Raw genomic sequence first — 18416 nt, 5'->3', positions numbered from 1 at the left:
TGCGGAAAACGCAATCAGGCGTAACGCTTGACGGAATGCGCCCCGTGCGGTCTACTGGCCTCTTTTGCTGCCGGGGCCGTACGATGTCGATGAAACTGATGTGGGAAATCCGCGCCTTCTGCACCGTCGTCGAGAAGCGCAGCTTCATCCACGCGGCGCGCATGCTGGGACGCTCGCCGTCGGCCGTCACGCGCGCCATCCAGTTTCTCGAGGACGCCATCGGCGCCGAGCTGATCCTGCGCACGCAAAAACAGTTCACCCTGACGACGGCCGGCGAAACCTATTACGCATCGGCCAAGCACTTGCTGGAAACGCAGGCCGAGGCGGAAGATCAGCTGGCCGAGCTGAGCAACTCGCCGCAGGGCTGGGTGCGCCTCTCGGCGCCGGAAATTCTGTCGCTGGGCTTTTTGCCGAAAGTGGTGGCGCAGTTTTCGCGCGATTACCCGAACGTGTCGGTGGACATCCATTTTTCGGACAAGTCGATCGACCCCATCCAGGAAAAGCTCGATTTCGCCATCCGCGGCGCCTTTCCCCAGTCCAGCGAACTGATCGGCTATCCCCTGTGGAATTACCGCCGCTACATGTACGCCTCACCCGACTATATAGCCCGCATGGGCGCGCCCGAAGAGCCCGAAGAGCTGGCCGGCCATGACGTCATCATGCATTCGGCGCCGCGCATCCTGCGCGACTGGCACTTCGTCTCCGGCGAACGCAACGTGCGCTACCAGGTGCAGCCGCGCTTCCGCTTCACCTCCGGCATCGCCACTTTCCAGGCGGCCCTGGAAGGCGCCGGCATCGTGCGCCTGGCCAGCTGGCTGGCCGAACCCGCCGTGGCCGCCGGCACCCTGCAGCGCGTCTGCACGGCGTACCGGCTGACCTCGTCGAAGGAGCTGGACCCCAGCATCCACGCCGTCTACGGCACCTCGCGCATGGCCAAGGGGGCGCGGCTGTTCCTCGAATACGTGCGGCAGCGGGGACTGGACATACCCGATGAACGCATAAGTTAGCGACTATTCCGCGACGATCGCATCGCTATACACGGCAAACTCGGCGCCATCGCAGACAAACCCGGCCACCTCGCGCATGCCCAGCCGTGCATGCGCGCGCAGCGACGCCAGATTGTCGCGCCGGATGAACAGCACGGCCTCCGCACCCTGTTGCTGCTCGCGCAGGGCCGCATACAGCAGCGCCAGCAAGCCCTGCCCCCGTTCCGATTCCGCAATGCAGACGGGGCCGTACACATAGGCGCCCTTTCCTCCCGCATACGCGGCCAGCATGGCCAGCACTACGGGCGCCTGCGCGGTGGCTGTCGCCGCACTGAACAGCACGCCAACGACCGGCCCATCGGCCACGCGCCGCGCCACGATGACGGGCGACGTGCCATCGGCCATGGCGGCCACCTTGTCGCGCGAAAACTCGCCCGTCAGGCTGCCGCCGTGCGAGGGAGAGTTGGCTTGCAGCAAGGCCGTGATGGCGTCGATGTCGGCGGCCTGCGCCGGGCCGACAAGGTAAGTTGTGCCGGGGTCAGTCATTCATGCTCCTTGCTCATCGCGGCGGCTGGCCCGGCGCGTCCAATCATGGCGGCTATTTTTTCACGTAAACGGCCAGCGGCGCATGCAGCACCCAGGCGACATCGTAGAGCGGCGCCTCGCCGCGAAATGAAATCGCAACCAGGGTAAGCTGTGCCAATGTGCCGTGAGCAATAAACGTCTCCACATAGCCGTCGGAACCGACATGGTGGTAAGCCACCTCCTTCGCTTTCGTTGACGGAGCTTCCCCGACAATCGGCAGCCCCTGGAATTGAAAAATCAGCGCACAACCTTTTCTTTCGGCCTGTTGTGCCGCGCCTTGCAATTCTTGGGAAAGCGTAACGTAGGTAAAAATGCCCTGCAGTTGCTGCGAGTTCACGATGGCCTCGGCCGTTGCCACGTCGGTCACATGAAATAGATATGGATGTTGCTGGCGAACGGCGTCAGTCTGCCGCCCCCGCAAGTCAAACTGCCGGGACGTCGCCTGCGTACTCTGCGAACGAATCCGCTCCTCGAAGCCGAGCTGCGGCATAGCCGCTTCCTTCTTCCACCAGTTAAACAGCGCCATCCTTATCCTTTCAGCATCGTCAGGCAGCGCCGCGCGCCGCTACGCTCGCCATCATAGAGAGATATTGCATTTAACTCAATAAGCTGGGCAATGCGCGCCTGGCCCTACCGCCCCTGCCAATACCGCGGCCGGCTGGCCCGGTACTGCGTCACGGCGATACCTTCGCCAAACTCCAGCACCAGCGCCCCTTCCACATCCGTGCGCAGCCGCGTGATCCCCATCGCGCCATAGCGGGCATACACCTGCGCCTTCGGATGTTTATAGCGGTTGCGGTGTCCCACCTGAAAGATCGCCAGGGTCGGATGCACGGCGTCCAGGAATGCCTGCGTGGAAGACGTGCCGCTGCCGTGATGCGGCGCCAGCAGCACGTCGGCCGCCAGTTCACCTTCTGCAGAGCGCGCCACCAGCTGCGCCTCCTGCGCCGCCTCGATGTCGCCGGCCAGCAGGATAGCGTGCTGGCCGGCCGTGATTTTCACGCTGCAGCTGCGGGCGTTCGGCTTCAAGGCGATGTCGTCGTGGCTGGCGGGCAATGGATGCAGCATGGCGAAGTGCACGCCTTCCCACGTCCAGCTCTGGCCCGCGACGCAGCGCAGGTAGGGACGGCCAGACTGCCGCCGCGCCTCGATGGCCGGGTGGCCGCCGGACAGCGACGAAGCGAGCCAGCCCACGTGGATATTTTCCAGCAGCGACATGGCGCCGCCCGCATGGTCAAGATCGCTGTGCGAAATGATCGCGCCATCGAGACTGGCAATACCGCGCGCGCGCAGATACGGCACGATGACGCGGCTGGCACCGTCCGATTCCGGGCCGTAGGCTGGCCCCGTGTCGTACAGCAGGCGGTGCCCGTGCGTTTCCACCAGCAGGGCCATGCCTTGTCCCACGTCAAACGCCGTCACCCACAAGCGACCCGGCGGCGGGCTCGACGGCAAGGCCGTCAGCAGCGGCAGCCAGCCCAGCATGCCCGCCCAGCGGTGCGGCCATCCGCGCGGCGCCAGCAGCCACAGGGTGCCGAACAGCGCCCAGCAAAAGCTCCACATCGGCGGCGCGGGTGCCGTCCACACGGCAAAGCGGCGCGCCCCCAGCCAATCGAGCACCTGCGCCAGCATCTGCACGATGGCATGCGCCAGCAACAGCAAACCATCGGACAGCGGCGCCGGCAGCAGGCTGCCCGCCAACGACAAGGGCGTCACGATCAGGCTGATGACGGGGATGGCCAGCGCATTGGCGACAGGAGACACCAGCGACACTTGCGAGAACAGCAGCATCGTCAGCGGCACCAGTCCCACCGTCACCACATATTGCGTCTGCGCACCGAGCGCCACGGCCGCGCGCAGGCGGCGCCAGCGGCTCGCCTGCGCCGACATCGGCGCCGCGGTGCGTCCCACGCCAGCGTACAGCATGGTGGCGACGGCACCGAACGACAGCCAGAAACCAGGCCACAGCACGGCCCAGGGGTCGAGCAGCACGACCGCACCCAGCGCCAGGCACAGCACGTGGCCTATGCTGGTGATGCGCCCCAGCCACAAGGCCAGCGCCACCACCATCAACATATATAAGGTACGCTGCGCCGGGACGCCGAAGCCGGCCAGCAGCACATATAAAAACGCGGCCAGCGCGCCGGCCAGCGCCGCCACCTTTTGCGCCGGCAGCCGCAACGGCAGTTGCCAGCCAATAAAAAACGAGCGCCGCCACAATGCGCCCGCACCCAAGGCGAACAATCCCGCGATCATGGTGATGTGCAAGCCCGAAATGGAAATCAGATGGCTGACGCCCGTGCGGTTGAACACTTGCCAGTCCGACTGGGGGATGGCGCGCTGGTCGCCCACCACCAGCGCCACGATCACGCCCGCGTACTGCTTGCCTTCCAGGCTGCGCACGATGCGTGCGCGCAGGGCCGCACGGCTCGCTTCCACCACATTGCCGAAGCCGGGCACGAAGGCAGCCAGGCGCCGGTTCGGCATGTCCGCGCGCGGCTGCGGCCGCACGTAGCCGGTGGCGCGCACGCCCTGCTCCAGCAGCCACACTTCGTAGTCAAAACCCATGGGATTGGCATTGCCATGCGGGCGCTGCAGGCGCACCGTCAGCCGCCAGCGTTCGCCCGGCTGCACATTGCCCACTTCATTCGTCGCGGCATTGCGAAAGCCCGCATACCAGGACAGGGCGATCAGGGGCGGCACCTTGGCACTGACCGCCTTTTCGACGGCAAAGTTGAAGCGCACGCCCTGCTCGAAATGGTAGGGCAGGCTGGCGATGGTGCCGACGACGGTGATGTCCTCGCCCTCGTCTTGCAATGCCAGCTGGGATGAGAGCGCCGCGTGCGCCAGGAACGCGGCCCAGAAATAACCGAAGATGACGCCGAACAGGCATCCCAGGGACAGGCGCAAGACCACATGCCCGCCACGCGCGGTGTAGCCTAGCCCCAGGAACAGCAAGCAGGCCAGCAGCAGCGCCGCACCCGCATGCGCAGGCAGTTCGGCCTGCGTCTGCAGCCAGAAAGCGCCAGCGGAAAAGCCGAGTATGAAGGTGCGCATGGCAGGCCGAAGCGGCGCTGACTCAGATTCACCACTATAAACGGCGCTGCGCCGGCGCGCATGGCAATGCGGACTGCAGGTTTGATATGGCGCAGGACAGAGCGGAATAGCTCACTCACAGCAGGTACTGCGCCATGGTTCAACTACACCACATGAAGTACCAGCAATTTCTTTGGCATACCCACTGTCAATTTCGGGTCAGCAAGTGTGCCAGGTAAATCATTCAAAATATCAATGGCGATGGAGAAATCCTCAGAGGCATGCGTCTCCATGCACTTAGTATCTCGCCACACAATCACAATGTTTTCATCTTCCAGCCCATCCAGTCCGGACCATAATGAATCGGCGAGCGCCTCCCAACTTCTATTGCTATGTAATGGCGGGTCCAACGGCAATGTATTACGTACTCCATCAAAGAATTCGTCCTTGGACGAAATTTTCTCAGGAAGACAAAAAACTCGCATGCCTTCCCGCTGCGAATCGAGAATGATCTTGTCGGCAGCGGCTTCGTCAACAGCAAAAAAACCTATGTTATTCAACATAATTGTTCACCTAATCCCTGCTCGAAATGGTATGGCAGACTGGCGATGGAGCCGACGACGGTCATGTCCTCGCCCTCGTCTTGCAATGTCAGTTGGAATGAGAACGCCGCGTGCGCCAGGAAGGCGGCCCAGAAATAACCGAAGATGACGCCGAAGAGACATCCCAGAGACAGACGCAAGACCGCATGCCGGCCACGTGCGGCGTAGCCTAGCCCCAGAAATAGTAAGCAGGCCAGCAGCAGCGCCGCGCCCGCATGCGCTGGCAGTTCCGCCTGCGTCTGCAGCCAGAAAGCGCCAGCGAAAAAGCCGAGTATGAAGGAGCGCATGGCAGGCCGAAGCGGCGCTGACTCAGGTTCACCACTATCAACGGCGCGACGCCGGCGCGCATAGCAATGCGGGCTGCAAGTTTGATTTGGTGCAAAGTAGCACCAAATAAACAAGCCTAAACCAGGCTCCCACTATCATTCCAGTGCAATCTGGTCGTTAAAAAAATTACTAGTGACAACTATAAAAATTCGAAAAAGAATAAAAACCTTGGATGGCTTGACAATCTAGGAATTTTCCCAATAATTTTTTATAACTGGCTTCATAATTTATATTCCCCTGCTCGACCACCATACCACATCGTCATTTATAAAATTAAAATATTGAACAATCTTCTCTTCTACACTCGATGAATCACATCCAGCATCAACATAAAAAACGGTAATTCCCAAAGGATTATTATCATGTCTCATTATCAATACATCACCCACCTCATCGATTTTTAATTTTGCACCATCAAACCAATCCAAATCATCTTTATCTCTGAATCGTATAATCTCAACAACTCTAGCAAGATCCATGGGCGTTTTTTTTGTAGCCAAAACAGGCTTACAATCCCCACTCGGCCAGACTAACGATACCTCAGTATTCATTTAACATCCAATCCTAACAACGGAACATTGAATTACAGCTTGCCCATTAACCTCCGAGACACCTTCCCGGGGCCCCATCCAAACTGGTTGTCCTGGTACATGTCCTGCATCTGGCTTTACATTAGTATAGAACTCAAAGCCTTGTCGCCCTTGCGGAAGCGGCCCTTCATATGCCTTTACTTTTGCCCAAGGCGACGGCATGTAATTTCTTGCCGGATTCCCCACAAGTTGCCCAGAATTTTTGATACTTTCAATTGAAGCCGGTGAATCACCTATTCTATGATAAGGCCCAAACCGCCTATTTATAGTCTGTGCCACTGGTCTACTTCCGAAGGTAAAAAGAAGATCATTTTCAAATTTCTGACCAATAGTAACCACCTTCCGTTGAGCTCCAGCAGGAGCCACAATCAAAACAGTCTGCATTACTGAAAAAATACCATTGGCAGCCTCTTGGTTCATCTTTGGATTAGACGACTCGAAACAACCGCCTCCGTTCACCGAACATAATTTTAAATTATTTTTCTCAATCGAAATATAACCAAGAGTGTTATAGATATCAGCCACACCAGCCTTAATTGTCTTCCATATTCCACTCTCTTCTTCGTTACTGTCTTGCGACACACTTCTTGCAGTAACTTTAGCGGAAGGCTTGCTGACAACGCTAACTAACGACGATGAATTATCTGCAGCAAACAAGGGAGTAAACAGATGTGCGTTCATACCAAACATCTCGGCCTCGAACTTGGCAATTCTATTTCTCGCGCCCGTCCCTTCGCCGAGATTCATCCAGCGGTCATCCTCGAAACCATTCAGGTCGACATAGGCCAGCGGATTGTTGCGCGCATATGCATAGCGGTTGTACGATTGTAAATCATCGGGGTGCGGCACGCCCGGATCGGCGCTCATGAAGCGCGCCACCAGCGGGTCGTAGACGCGGCCGTTCATGTGGATCAGCCCCAGCGTGTCGAGGTGCTCGTGATTCGTGAAGCCGCGCTTGCTTGTGTCGCCCACCAGCGTGCCCTGCGCATCCTGTCCGCCAGCAGGGAAGCGGCGCTTGCCAGACGCATCGTAGGCAAAGCGCTCGATTACCGTGCCCGTCTCGTCGCTTACGGCCACCAGCGAGCCGAGGAAATCTCGGTGGAAATATTGTGTCGTATTCTTGCCGCCGACGGTCTTGACGACCGCGATCACCACGCCGTTGGCAGTGATGAACTGGCGGTGCTCGATCTCGCCATTGGCCTTGATATCTTTCTCGTACTGTAGATTACCGCTATGCGTACCGTTCAGATATACCGTGGCCAGTCCCGGGGCGATTGCCTTGGTGCGCTGGTGGCTGGGTCCATACACATAGTTCATGCTGCTCGACGGCGTGGCGATCATCAGCGGCATATTGAAGCTGGTATAGCTGATCTTGCGCCCCATTGCCGCGACGGTGGCACCTGTCGCTGTGGTTTGCAGCTCATCGGTCAGATTACCGTTCAGGTCGTATGTGTAATGCCGTTTGCCGCCGCCCGTCAATGCGATGGACGACACGGCATGCGGTTTGTTACTTGTTTCCAGATAAGCATAGGTACCGACGCCGGAACGCTGCGTGACATTGCCGATGCCATCGTAGCCATAGGTCTGTGTCGCCAGGCCGGCGCTGCCGGAGTTCACGGTAGCGCTGCTCAGCCGGTTCAGGCCGTCATACAAGAACGTTTCAGACAAGTTCTGGTTGCTGTCGCTACGCGACTGCAGGTTGCCGATCTGGTCGAAACGGTAGGCCAGGTTCTGCACACCCTTGCCGGCGCCCGCGTACTGCTCCTTGACCTGGCCCGTGGCATTGTCGTAAACAGCATTCGTGACGATCTGGTTGCCATAGGTTTGCGCCAGCACATGGCCTTCGGCATCCATCTGGTTCACGCGCCAGTACAGGGCATCGCTGGCCTGGTTGCGCACCTCCGTCAGAAAACCGAAACTCGAATAGACATATTTGAGCGCCAGCCCGGTAGGATATGTGTGCCTGACGAGCCGTCCGTGCTGGTCGAATTCCGAGCTTGCCGTATAAATGGCATCGATTGTCGTGCTGCTGCTGCCGACCCGGCCATAGCCGTCGTACGCCACCACTTCGCGGTAGCCATTGTCGGCCGAAACCTGGCACAGCTTGCCGATACCCTTGACGCAGCTGTCGAAAACCCAGCTGGAAATCAAGTCGGTCTCGCCGCGCGATGTCATCCGGTTCAGCACATCGTAGCCGAGTGTCGTGACCTGCCCCTTGGCGTCCGTTTGCCGCACCATCCTGCCCAAGGCATCGTACGCATACAGCGAGCCGCCCGTATCGGCTTCGTACATCTTCGTCTTGCGGCCCAGGCTGTCGTACGCCATCACGTTCATGTTACCTTTGGGATCCGTGGTCAGCCACAAATTACCAAACGCATCATACTGATAGCTAATCGCCTGCCCCAGGTTGTCGACCACTTGCACCACCTTCCCATTGGCATCAAGCACCCGGCTCGTCGTCTGGTTCAGCGCATTGCTGACACTGGTACGCAAGCCATTGTAGGCATAGCGCGTCACCGCCCCATCGGCTGTTGTGGTCGAGGCAATGCGGTTCAGGGCATCATATTGATTGCTGGTCCACTGCTCATTGGGTTGATAGACGGAATACGGCCGACTGCTGCGCGCGAGGTTGCCGCGGCTGTCATACTCCCTTGCCGTATAAATCATGACAGTACTGTCGAGCCCCTGCGTTTCGCTCAAGATATCGCGGTCTAATTCATCGAAATAGCTTGTTTGCCACGGCCCGATCACCGTGACGCCATCGCTCGCATACGGCTGCATTTTGATGAAATATTTGGCGCGGCCACTGCAGGTATACGGCCCGCACAAGGCATAGGTCCATTTTTTACGCGTACCATCTGGATTGATTTCCAGGATCTTGCGGCCAAAACTGTCATATTGAAATTGCACGGACAGCTGGTTGGCGTCGGTCACGCTCGTCGGCGTGCCGTATTGGGGATGGTAAGTGCTCGTGCCCGTATGGCCGAGCGCATTTTTCTGCGTTACCGGGAACTGGCCCCGACCGTCGTAGGCAGCGCTGTTGCGCGTGGCGACGATAGCTGCCGTACCGCTGGCCGGCGACACTACCCTGGTTTCGCTGCGGTTACCCCAGGCGTCGTAGGAATAGGCCGTCTCCAGGCGGAGCTGGGCATCGTTCGGCTCGCGAATTTCACCATTCAGCAAGCCATCAGCATCGTAAGTAAAGCTCACGGTCCGCGTGACCGTCGTGGTGGGTGGATTGATGATGACGGCCGTCGGCGTGGCCGCCTGGGCAATCGCCCCGATGGGAAGGAATAGCGTAAAAATCAGCTGTTGGATACGGTGGCGCATACCAGTTCTCTGCAAGGTGTGGGTCATGGTGGTGGATGGGGCAATGGTGCTATTCATTCGGCTTACTCATCCATCATCAGCATGAAGATGGGCGTCATATCCATACCGACCACCACCGTCGCGTTGGCGGCGCTGGGTGCGTTGTTTGCGTCGCCCGAATAGACCGCCCGGATGGCGCGGCCGCCAAAACCGCTCAGCACCGTGCTGAACCCGGCCCTGCCAGCGCCGTCCAGCGCAATGACGGCCAGCGCCGTGTCGCCGTTAAAAAAAGTCACCGTACCGCGCAGCGGCGCCGTACCGTTCACCTGCACTTGCAGCGTGGTCGACTGGCCCACGTTGACCCGGGCCGGTTGCGGATAACCGGCCACCCAGCCCACCGTACTGATATGCGTGCCGGTGCCGGGCGGCGTACCGCCGGTGCCGCCATTGCCGCTGCCCGGCGTGCTGCCATCGCCCGTCGGCAGGGCCGGTCCTGTATACGCCGGGATTGTATTGCTCACCATGGTGCGCGCCAGCTGTCCCGTCAGCCAGCGGCTGCGGTCGACCGGATAAAACGCGTTTTCCGTATACGTGGTAAACGTCTTGGCGCCATCGCTGGCCGTGGTGGTGCTGCGGATCAGGTTGCCCCAGCTGTCATATTGCGCCGTGGTTTTCTTCACCGGCAAAGCCGCGCCGTTCAAATCCCACTGCTGAACAACGCTTTCGCTGACATAGGGAAAGTAACTGCGGCCAGGACGCACGGCGCACGGCACCGCCGCGAGCGTATCCATGCAGCCAAACGTGGCGGTCGTCTGACTCAACAGATTACCGCTACCCGCGCCCGCCAGACTCGTGCTGGTTTTCGTGGCCATGCCCGTGTAGGGCCAGTCCAGGCGGTACTCGACCGTGCTCGTCAAGCCGGTCGAGACCTGCTGCTCTTCCTTCCAGCGGAAACCGACCAGTTCGCCGCGACTCAGGTCTTTTTTCAAGCCGCCATAGCGGTACTTGACCGTTTCGCTGCTGCCGATGCCGTTCGGATGGTCGACCGATGCCACCACATACAGGGGCATCAGCATATTCATATACGGATAGCTGGTAGTCGTATCGCGCACATAGGTAGCGGGATCGGTCAGCGGTGCGTAGCGGATGCTAGTCTTCGCACCGAGGCCATTCGTCACGCCCGTCAGCAGGTCGCCGATGCCGCTGTCGGCGAGATAAGGCAGCAGGGAAACATTATCAGTAGGCGCGCTAAATGGCTTCAATTTGTATTTTTGTTGCACCAAATCCATTTTTCCATCGCCATTGATATCGAGAACAATGAGTCCAGGACCGTCCGGGTATGACACATATCCCTCATCCACATCCGGCGTTAACTTATCCACCGTGCCCCACTTTTGCCCTGTATGGTAAATAGGTTGGTTCAGCAAAAAACCATTACCAAGAGAAATCACCGGTTCCAAAAGAAGCTCCAGATCTTCGAATCCAGATCCATCGCCTTGCCATATTTGCAGCAAATCTGATTTCCCATCGCCGTTGATATCGATTGAAATAATGTTGCCTGGCGAAGGGCCTGCTTTTCCATAGGGCGTATTACTCGTCACCCCACGCAAGACTTCCTTCTTCCCAGCCACAAAGCTGATGCCGTTCGAATAGAAGGGATGCAGATTCACCAGCTTACCGGGGATGGGATCGCTAACATGCGCATGTCCCGACAGCATCAAATCCGTCATGCCATCGCCATTCATATCCAGGGGAATGATACTTTCCAAGCCATCTGGCATAGCGTCCCTATCGGGGAAGCGCCATTGCAGTCCCGTGTTCAGCCATACGCCAGGCACAAGATCGGTTCCATTGGAAATAATCGATAACAGCCATACATTGTCTGGCGACGATATTTCCGTCCACGTCTGCACCAGGTCCATCTTGCCATCGCCATTGATATCCATCGGTATCACATTTACCATCGTTGGATAGCGGCTCGGCGGCATACTGATCTGACTAGGGCGCGAGTTATTTATCTTCCATGCCGGCGGAGAAAAAGCATTGCCATCAAATTTAGAAATGGATATTCTGAGATTGAAATTGTCATATTGATCGTATTTATACTCCACTATTTCAGATTTCCCATCCCCATCAACATCCATGGCAATGGCATTCCCGATTCGTTCCGTACGATAAGTTCCAGCGTCGGCAATACGAAACCCGGAAGCGGTCGGATAAAATATCATCATCTTGCGCGTTACGTCCTGCTGGTTTCCAGGCGTGGTGTAATACGATTTAATATGCACCAGTTCAGATACGCCATCGCCATCCACGTCGGCAACCAGCAGGCTGGTGGGAGAGCCCATTCCCGTATCAAACCATGCACCCAATGTAAATCCCGTACCATTGGAATACATGGGCAACAACCATGTTCTGCCATCCCTTTCCACCGTCTGCACCAGATCGGTCTTACCATCACCATTCAAGTCCAGCGTAAGAAAACCATAGTTGTTTATGTCGGCCATGGTATGTATCGGCGCTCCCGTATTCATCCAGGTGCCGTACTTTTGCGCAAATGTGCCAGGATCCTGCCAGTCGAAATTGATAGGTGGAAGGCAGTTCGCCTGGCCACCGTCACATTGCGTGATTCCATTAAGACGCGAGCGCTGCGTCAATGCGTCTTCCAGATAATTGAGCCGATAATTGGCCGTGTTCACGCCGGCGCCGTCGAGGGCAATCTGTTTCAAGCGCACCGTGGACTGCACCAGCCTGCCGGCCTGATAGGCTGGAATTACCCGCGGCAAGGCCTCATAGGTAAAACGCACCACATTATTGGGCGCCATGCCGACATTCGCATTCCCCGTATAGTCGATACGCACCGGGTAGAAATCACCATTCGCATTGTCTTCCGTGTACGCCACTGTCAAATAATTGCTCTTGACATCCTGCTCCCGGTTGATGGCCCAGGTGCGTACCGTGTCCGTTCCCTGCGCTTCGATACGGGAATCGGCCGTGTTGCCATATTCCAGTACCCTGCCGGCCTTGGTCCAGACCTTGAACCAGGCCGGACCGTTACCTGCGCCGCCATACGAGACGATTTTGGAGAATCCATCATTTTCCGTGCGGTACTCCGTGCCGTCACCACCGTATGCACCGGCATTGCTCACCATCAGGCGTTGGCCGTCAAGGCAAAAACGGTCATTCGCATCGAGTTGCACGGCGCCTAAGACGCCACCATCCTGGTTCGGGGTTTGCGCGCAGCGCGCTATGCTCGACAACCCACTCAGCGACCATCCCTTCCCCATGATGCCGCCACTCGACTGGCTATTAAACGACAGCGCCAGTGCCGGCGCCATGCCGGCGGTGCCGGGAGGCACGGCAATTGGCACAGTATAGGTTGCCGCCCCTAAATCACTGACACTCAGTTTCCCTGGCGTATGCACGGTCGCATGGGCTGCATGCGGCAATGCAAAGGCAATGAGGGAATAAATGGAAACGAAACACAACTTGGCAAGGAATTCTTGTTTTTGCTGTCGCATAGGGTTTGAAACCGCGGAAATTTTTAGCATTTCTAGGGAAAGAAAGTGAGGGGAACGTACTGATGGCGAATTGTAAATTTGCAACAAGTTTACAATTGAATAAAAAATAATGCAATATGGAAATTGATAAAATAAAAATATTTCTTCTACGCTAAATATCCACTAAAAAGATATAGCGACGCCATCGCAATTACGACAGCGTTCGTCCATTTTCTGGCCCTCATGCTAGGATGCCCGTCAGTGCCCCGGGGTGCCCTTGATCGAATCGCGCATGAACGAGCTTTCCACTGCTGAGCAGTATCTTCAGGACTTCCATCAACGCCAGCCAGGCGTCACCAGCGCCGCATTCGGCCACTTGCCGGCCCGCTCGGCCAGCGCGCACCATGCGTCGTCCTATGCCGTGCTGAGCAGCCTCATAGCGGATACGGATACACCACTGACAGTGCTCGATCTCGGCTGCGGCGACGGCCACCTGCTGGGCTTGCTGGCTGCCAGGCCGCAGCTGCAGCTGATCGGCATCGACATGAGCGCCGCCGAATTGGCCGCGGCGCGCGCCACCCTGCCCCCATCCGTGCGCCTGCAGCAGGGACGCGCGCAGGCGCTGGACCTGGCGCCCGCCTCCGTCGATTGCCTCGTGTCGCACATGGCGCTGATGCTGATGGACGACATGGAACAGGTGATGCGCGAAATACGCCGCGTGCTGCGCCCCGGCGGCCAGTTTGCGGCCATCGTCGGCAGGACCTTTTTGCTGGGCGAAGTGAACGACGCTTTCATGGACGTCTTCAAGCCGATCGCCAACGACGCGCTGCCGCCGCTGCGCTTTGGCGACAGGCGCGCGGGCTCGGAAGCCGGCTGGCGCGAGCTGCTCGATGGCGGTTTCGCGCACGTCGCGTTCGACGACATCGACGTGCCCTGGTCGCCGACGCCGCACGCACTGTGGGCCGCGCTGCTCGACACCTATGACATCGACCGGCTCGACGACGTGGCCAGGCAGCGCCTGCGGCAAGCCTTTCTTGACGCCGTCCGCTGCCTGCAGCGCGCGGACGGCACCATCGCCACGGGCTGGGGCTTGCGCCTGGTGCGCGCGCAGGCTGCCTGAAAATGGATGCCTGGAAGCAAGCTGTCCGCCATCGACGGTATAATCGGCCTCGCTTACTTCAACACCCAGGCACGACATGACTTCCTCCGCACTTCCTCCCGACACTTCCACCGACCTCGCCGACAGCACCGAAGACAATAACGACGCCACCCTGGTCGCGGAACTGGGGGAACTGGCCGAGCATATCCGCCTGGTCAAGATGGAAGGCCGCGTCTTCGTGCGCTTTTCCGGCATGGTCAAGGCGGGCGGCCTGCGCGTGCCGTATGCGCTGGTGCCGGCGCAGGGCGTACTGGCGCGGCCGGCCAAGTGGCGCAAGATGGACCGCGAGGCCAAGCTGGCCCTGATACGCGAACGAGCCAGCGCCGCCATCTTCGAGGAACTGCGCCAGCACGTGATGGATTTCGTCGCCGATATCGCGGGCCAGTGCGAGGACGTGGACACGGACCCGATGCTCTTCCTGCATACGCTGGGCGACATGCAGACGTCGGAGCCGGCCGGCATGGTCTTCGACCGCATCCGCCAGCGCTTCAACCACGCCATCGAGCGCCAGCAGGAAGAACAGCATGCGGCGCGCACGCGCCAGAGCATCAACCTGGCCGAATATCCGGCCTCGTTCGAGATGGCGCGCCGTTTGCCGCGCCGCTTCATCGCCCTGCTGGGACCAACGAATTCCGGCAAGACGCACCGCGCCATGGAAGCGCTGGTGAAGGCGAAAAGCGGCATCTACCTGGCCCCCCTGCGCCTGCTGGCCCTGGAAAACTACGAGCGCCTGCAGGAAGCCGCGCCGCATGGCAAGCCGCTGGCCGTGAGCCTGATCACGGGCGAGGAACGGCGCGTCGTCGACGGCGCCACGCACGTGGCCAGCACGGTGGAAATGCTGGACACGAAAACCGTCGTCGAGGTGGCCGTCATTGATGAAATCCAGATGCTGGCCGACCCGGACCGGGGCGCCGCCTGGACGGCCGCCGTCTGCGGCGCGCCGGCCCACACCGTGTACCTGGTGGGAGCGCCGGAAGCGCGGCGCGCCATCGAGGCGCTGGCCGAACGCCTGGACTGCCCGCTGGAAGTGCATGTATTGAAACGCATGGCCCCCCTGTCGATGGAGGCGAACGCCGTGCGCAAGGTGCGCAACCTGCGCCGCGGCGACGCCGTCATCGCTTTCTCGCGCCGCGAAGTGCTGATGTGGCGCGACATGATCACGGAAACGGGGCTGTCGGTGGCCACCGTCTACGGCAACCTGTCGCCCGAAGTGCGGCGCGCGCAGGCGCAGCGCTTCCGCGACGGCACGGCCGATATCGTCGTCGGCACCGATGCGCTGGCGATGGGCCTGAACATGCCGATCGCACGCATCGTCATGACCACCTGCGTCAAGTACAACGGCCGCGAAGAGGAAGAGATTTCCGCCGCGCTGGCGCGCCAGATCGCCGGACGCGCGGGCCGCTACGGCGTGCACGAAGAGGGACTCGTGGCCGGCTACGACAACGAGACGCATGAAGTGATGCGCGCCCTGCTCAAGGAGAAGCTGCATCCGCTGAACACCAGCGGCTTTGCCGTGGCGCCATCGCTCGAGCATCTGCACCGCATTTCCTCCGTGACGGGCGAGCTGTCGCTGTCAAAGCTGCTGCGCCGCTTCATCCACAATATCGACGTGCCGGACGGCTTCTTCTTCCCGCGCATCACGGAAGACCAGAAAGAGCGCGCGCTGTGGCTCGATACCCTGCCCCTGTCCGTGGCCGACAAATTCACCTTGTCGCTGGTGCCGATCTCCAGCAAGGTGCCGTCGCTGCAAACGGCGTGGGAACACTGGGCCAGGAATCTGTCGCAGGGCAAGACCTCCACCTTGCGCCAGCACGCGTATGGCGGCGGCACGCAAAACCTGCAGCAGGTGGAAGACACGTGCCGCTATTACTCGGCGTATGCGTGGCTCAGCTACCGCCTGCCCGAATTCTTCCCCGATATCGCGGTGGCGCAAAACCTGTCGCGCGACGCCTCCGAGCGCGTCGATTCCATCCTGCGCGCGCACAACGCGGCCTCGCGCGGACGTTCGGGCAAGAAGTTCAAATAATCTACCGCAGCTCCCAGAACCACACCTCGCCGCAATCCCAGTAGCATGCGCTACCGCATTCCTTGCTGCCTGCCGACGGCAGCAGGATGTCGATATGTCCTCCCGCACCGTCCAGGTAGCCGGGGATGCGGAAGAACGCGACGAGGCCCTGGCGCTGGCCGACGCCGGCAAGCGCCGTCGCCCTGCAGAATTTTTCGGGCGCGCCACACAGCGCGGGACTGGCCAGCATGTGCGACAGCCTGGCCTGCCCCGGTTCGATCAGCGCGCCCTTGAACGGCCCCTTGCGGATGGCCATGCGCCCCTTCAGCCGGACGCCGGACTTGATCAGGGCCAGGCTGACGCGGATGGCGCAGGTATTCCTGAAGTTTTCCTGGTCGATCAGGTCTTCCCAGCCGATCTCGCCAAACAGGGCCACCTGGCCGACGGCGTCCACGCTCGAGTAATTCTCACGCAGCGTGATGAATGCAGGTTTCACGTCAACCTCCCGCTCGAGTAGCAACGAAGCAACGCCGTGCCGGGATGGACACGAGCATGCTCCATTGTAGGACGCCGCCATGGGCGGACCATGAGCGGGCGCAAGCGCAGGGCTGGATGAAAGTCCGCGTGCGCACTGCGGATTGGACCGTCTTGCCAACCCATCAATGAACCTTCCCCTCCACCACCTGTCCATCAAGACCCGCCAGCGATTTGCGAGCCGCTGGCCGGGCAAGGTCAGGCTGGTCCGCCGCTTGGAGCGGACTGGCCGTGTCGAAACGATAAAGAGAACAGGAACATGCCATGTCTACACCATTTCACGGGGAAGAGTTCACCTTCAGACAGCCCGACGGCAGCGCGCTGACGGTACGCGGCTGGGGCAACCAGTACCACGCCGTATTCGAAGCCCAGAATGGCTATACGGTGGTGGAAAATCCGGCCACCAACTACTATATGTATGCCAAGCTGAGCGCGGATGCCGAGCAGCTGGAATCGGCGGGCGCGCGGCCACGGCAGGTGGCCGTGCAGGCGCTGGGGCTGGATCCGGGCCTGCGCGTCAAGCCCGAGGCGGCCAGGGCCAGCGTGCGCGACAACGCCATCCTGAAGCCGGGCACGTCGCGCTGGGAACAGCGGCGCAAGCAATACAAGGCGGACTTGCGCGCGCACAGCCTGGCGCCCGCCATGATGCCGGCGCCGCCGAAGCGCGAAACGGTGGGCGACTTTGTCGGCCTGTGCCTGCTGATCGATTTCCCCGACGTGCCCGGCACCATCACGCAGCAGCAGGTCAGCGACTTTTGCAACCAGCCCGGCTACAGCGGTTTCGGCAACCATGGCTCCGTCTACGACTACTTCTTCGATAATTCAGCCGGGCGCATGCGCTACACCAACCTCGTCACGCCGTACTACACGGCGCGCCAGCCACGCGACTACTACACGAATGAAAAAATACGCCAGCCGCAACGGGCGCGCGAACTGATCAAGGAAGCGCTCGACCATTTCAAGGCCCAGGGCTTCGACTTCTCAACCCTGTCGACGGATGAGCAGGAATATGTGTATGCGACGAATGTCTTCTACGCGGGCAAGCGGGTCAACAACTGGGCCAAGGGCTTGTGGCCGCACTCGTTCCACCTGCTCACGCCATACAAGCTGGGGCCGGAAACCTGCAGTTTCGACTACCAGATCACGGACATGGACAAGGAATTGTCGTTGGGCACGTTTTGCCATGAAAACGGCCACCTGATCTGCGATTTCCCCGACCTGTACGATTACGGCGCCGAATCGTCGGGCGTGGGCAGCTTTTGCCTGATGTGCACGGGCGCCAACGTCGACAAGAAGAATCCCACCCAGGTCAATGCCTACCTGAAATACCGCGCCGGCTGGGCCACCTCCACCGTGCGTCTCGATCCCGGCATGAGCGCGGCGGCGGCGGCCGAGAAAAACCAGTTCTACATCCACCGCAAGAGCGCCACCGAGTACTTCATCATCGAAAACCGCCAGGCGAGCGGACGCGACCTGGCCCTGCCCGCGCAAGGGCTGGCCATATGGCACATCGATGAACTGGGCGACAACCAGAATGAACAGATGACGGCCGAACGCCACTATGAATGTTCGCTGGTGCAGGCCGACGGCTTGTGCGACCTGGAGCGCGACTCATCGAACCGCGGCGACGCCGGCGACCTGTTTGCCGCTGCGGGCAACAACCAGTTCGGGCCGGACACCTTGCCGGACAGCCAGTGGTGGAGCGGCGCGCAGTCGGGGCTGCACCTGGTGCAGATCGGCGCGCCTGGCCCGACGGTGTCGTTCCGCACGCTGTAGCGCGCGC

The 18416-nt window shown here is 60.0% G+C and carries 13 protein-coding genes; 4 read left to right on the top strand and 9 right to left on the bottom strand.

What is annotated here, in order from left to right; genetic code table 11:
- Positions 1 to 83 precede the first annotated feature (83 nt).
- A complete protein-coding gene (locus YQ44_RS10105) occupies positions 84 to 1007 on the top strand; it encodes a LysR family transcriptional regulator (RefSeq protein ID WP_071323266.1) in 924 nt (307 codons plus the stop codon).
- A gap of 3 nt (positions 1008 to 1010) precedes the next feature.
- Here YQ44_RS10105 and YQ44_RS10100 read toward each other — a convergent pair whose 3' ends face one another.
- The 8 genes from YQ44_RS10100 to YQ44_RS28185 all read right to left on the bottom strand — a co-directional run bounded on the left by YQ44_RS10100 (position 1011) and on the right by YQ44_RS28185 (position 13043).
- Positions 1011 to 1532, bottom strand: coding sequence for an N-acetyltransferase (locus YQ44_RS10100; RefSeq protein ID WP_071323265.1), 522 nt, complete (start codon positions 1530 to 1532; stop codon positions 1011 to 1013).
- A 52-nt stretch (positions 1533 to 1584) separates the two neighbouring features.
- A complete protein-coding gene (locus YQ44_RS10095; RefSeq protein ID WP_071323264.1) occupies positions 1585 to 2097 on the bottom strand; it encodes a hypothetical protein in 513 nt (170 codons plus the stop codon).
- 104 nt (positions 2098 to 2201) lie between these two features.
- Positions 2202 to 4628 (bottom strand): DNA internalization-related competence protein ComEC/Rec2, encoded by a 2427-nt coding sequence (locus tag YQ44_RS10090; RefSeq protein WP_071323263.1) that lies wholly within the window; start codon positions 4626 to 4628, stop codon positions 2202 to 2204.
- Between the two features lie 143 nt (positions 4629 to 4771).
- Positions 4772 to 5170, bottom strand: coding sequence for a barstar family protein (locus YQ44_RS28190; protein WP_083411748.1), 399 nt, complete (start codon positions 5168 to 5170; stop codon positions 4772 to 4774).
- The gene (locus YQ44_RS10085; RefSeq protein WP_071323262.1) at positions 5164 to 5496 is read right to left on the bottom strand and encodes a DUF4131 domain-containing protein; all 333 of its coding nucleotides are present in this window, start codon (positions 5494 to 5496) and stop codon (positions 5164 to 5166) included. The genes YQ44_RS28190 and YQ44_RS10085 overlap by 7 nt, the downstream gene beginning before the upstream one ends.
- Before the next feature lie 267 nt (positions 5497 to 5763).
- A complete protein-coding gene (locus YQ44_RS28805; protein WP_156894763.1) occupies positions 5764 to 6087 on the bottom strand; it encodes a hypothetical protein in 324 nt (107 codons plus the stop codon).
- Positions 6088 to 9513 (bottom strand): RHS repeat domain-containing protein, encoded by a 3426-nt coding sequence (locus tag YQ44_RS10080; RefSeq protein WP_071323261.1) that lies wholly within the window; start codon positions 9511 to 9513, stop codon positions 6088 to 6090. It lies immediately after the preceding gene.
- A 5-nt stretch (positions 9514 to 9518) separates the two neighbouring features.
- A complete protein-coding gene (locus tag YQ44_RS28185; protein WP_198043903.1) occupies positions 9519 to 13043 on the bottom strand; it encodes an FG-GAP-like repeat-containing protein in 3525 nt (1174 codons plus the stop codon).
- Positions 13044 to 13227: 184 nt separating this feature from the next.
- Here YQ44_RS28185 and YQ44_RS10065 point away from each other — a divergent pair, with 184 nt between their 5' ends.
- Positions 13228 to 14055, top strand: coding sequence for a class I SAM-dependent methyltransferase (locus tag YQ44_RS10065; RefSeq protein WP_071326383.1), 828 nt, complete (start codon positions 13228 to 13230; stop codon positions 14053 to 14055).
- Positions 14056 to 14131: 76 nt separating this feature from the next.
- A complete protein-coding gene (locus YQ44_RS10060; RefSeq protein WP_071323258.1) occupies positions 14132 to 16120 on the top strand; it encodes a helicase-related protein in 1989 nt (662 codons plus the stop codon).
- A 1-nt stretch (position 16121) separates the two neighbouring features.
- On the opposite strand, the gene YQ44_RS10055 is transcribed toward YQ44_RS10060, so the two are convergent.
- Positions 16122 to 16595, bottom strand: a complete 474-nt coding sequence (locus YQ44_RS10055) for a T6SS effector amidase Tae4 family protein (protein WP_071323257.1) — start codon at positions 16593 to 16595, stop codon at positions 16122 to 16124.
- Positions 16596 to 16897: 302 nt separating this feature from the next.
- Between YQ44_RS10055 and YQ44_RS10050 the strand changes: the two genes are divergently transcribed.
- Complete coding sequence (locus YQ44_RS10050; RefSeq protein ID WP_071323256.1) at positions 16898 to 18409, top strand: M6 family metalloprotease domain-containing protein; 1512 nt, start codon at positions 16898 to 16900, stop codon at positions 18407 to 18409.
- The last annotated feature ends 7 nt before the right edge of the window (positions 18410 to 18416 follow it).

Source organism: Janthinobacterium sp. 1_2014MBL_MicDiv, assembly GCF_001865675.1.
Lineage (GTDB): Bacteria > Pseudomonadota > Gammaproteobacteria > Burkholderiales > Burkholderiaceae_D > Janthinobacterium.
This window is presented reverse-complemented; position numbering and strand designations above follow the sequence as displayed.

Excerpts from the sequence above, each read along its gene's own strand:
- YQ44_RS10085 (WP_071323262.1), bottom strand. The coding sequence starts at position 5,496 with ATGCGCTCCTTCATACTCGGCTTTTTCGCTGGCGCTTTCTGGCTGCAG.
- YQ44_RS10100 (WP_071323265.1), bottom strand. The coding sequence starts at position 1,532 with ATGACTGACCCCGGCACAACTTACCTTGTCGGCCCGGCGCAGGCCGCC.
- YQ44_RS10050 (WP_071323256.1), top strand. The coding sequence starts at position 16,898 with ATGTCTACACCATTTCACGGGGAAGAGTTCACCTTCAGACAGCCCGAC.
- YQ44_RS10095 (WP_071323264.1), bottom strand. The coding sequence starts at position 2,097 with ATGGCGCTGTTTAACTGGTGGAAGAAGGAAGCGGCTATGCCGCAGCTC.
- YQ44_RS10060 (WP_071323258.1), top strand. The coding sequence starts at position 14,132 with ATGACTTCCTCCGCACTTCCTCCCGACACTTCCACCGACCTCGCCGAC.
- YQ44_RS10105 (WP_071323266.1), top strand. The coding sequence starts at position 84 with ATGTCGATGAAACTGATGTGGGAAATCCGCGCCTTCTGCACCGTCGTC.
- YQ44_RS28190 (WP_083411748.1), bottom strand. The coding sequence starts at position 5,170 with ATGTTGAATAACATAGGTTTTTTTGCTGTTGACGAAGCCGCTGCCGAC.
- YQ44_RS28805 (WP_156894763.1), bottom strand. The coding sequence starts at position 6,087 with ATGAATACTGAGGTATCGTTAGTCTGGCCGAGTGGGGATTGTAAGCCT.
- YQ44_RS10080 (WP_071323261.1), bottom strand. The coding sequence starts at position 9,513 with ATGAATAGCACCATTGCCCCATCCACCACCATGACCCACACCTTGCAG.
- YQ44_RS10065 (WP_071326383.1), top strand. The coding sequence starts at position 13,228 with ATGAACGAGCTTTCCACTGCTGAGCAGTATCTTCAGGACTTCCATCAA.
- YQ44_RS10090 (WP_071323263.1), bottom strand. The coding sequence starts at position 4,628 with ATGCGCACCTTCATACTCGGCTTTTCCGCTGGCGCTTTCTGGCTGCAG.